Genomic DNA, 867 nt, shown 5'->3' with positions numbered 1-867 from the left:
GAACCCAAACTCTATCAACGTTTATGATATTTGAATTAGTGGTCTCGCACGCTGCTGGATTTCCAAAAGCTCCTAGAACCATCACTCCTTCACTACGAGCGAGAATAAGCTGCGTAGGCACTGCTGAAGCAGTTCTACCGTGCGCTGCGAACAGGTCTACGCTTATTAACAACATCACAACGGCAAAGATTATTTTTCTCATTTAGTAACTTCCTTATCCAACCTGTTTACGACGTTCTAATTTCCATCAGAGCCAACTCGCTTGAGCCTAAAAACAGCAGTAGGAAAATAGATCCGACACCTTTATCGTAACTAATCGAGCTTAACTCTATAGAGTGTTTCAATCGAAGAATATGTATCTCCACATACACCAGTCCCTCTCAAAGTCACTTTTTTACCTGCAGCGTACGCAGTTAAGAGAAACGAAATCATTGTTTGGGTTCTAGCATCCGATGCTACCGGTAGTACATATTCCCATGTCTGATTAGTTGTGCATGTTGTACCAGTCAATTCACCTTCAGCACTTATAAACAACACATCGCCATTAATAGAGTCAATCATTAGATTAGTAATCTCTGCGTTCGCCAGCTTAGTAGTTTCAGCAGAATTAGCATGATAACTAAACGCAAAGAAAAGTATTCCTAACATCAGAGTAATTTTTGATTTCATATTTCAACCTAAACCAGACAAAATGAATCCGTGATCTAGCCTTAATTCGATGTTTATTGTGTTCAGTACAGTATGATGTAACTAGCCTTCAGGTAACCATTATGGGTGGTGCATGTTGCACCATTTGCATCACTCATATACACACTGAGCGACTTATCCGCCACTTTCGATGCCAGCAATAATGATGAAGCAGTATCA

General features: G+C 40.3%; 2 protein-coding genes. Both read right to left on the bottom strand.

Annotation, left to right across the window (positions count from 1 at the left end; translation table 11 throughout):
* The coding region (locus A3761_RS28715; protein WP_231881301.1) for a hypothetical protein at nt 1–202 on the bottom strand (202 nt) is incomplete at its 3' end.
* Nucleotides 203–312: 110 nt separating this feature from the next.
* Complete coding sequence (locus A3761_RS24275) at nt 313–669, bottom strand: hypothetical protein (protein ID WP_068740072.1); 357 nt, start codon at nt 667–669, stop codon at nt 313–315.
* Nucleotides 670–867: the final 198 nt, after the last annotated feature.

It is taken from the genome of Oleiphilus sp. HI0123, from assembly GCF_001635315.1.
This window is presented reverse-complemented; position numbering and strand designations above follow the sequence as displayed.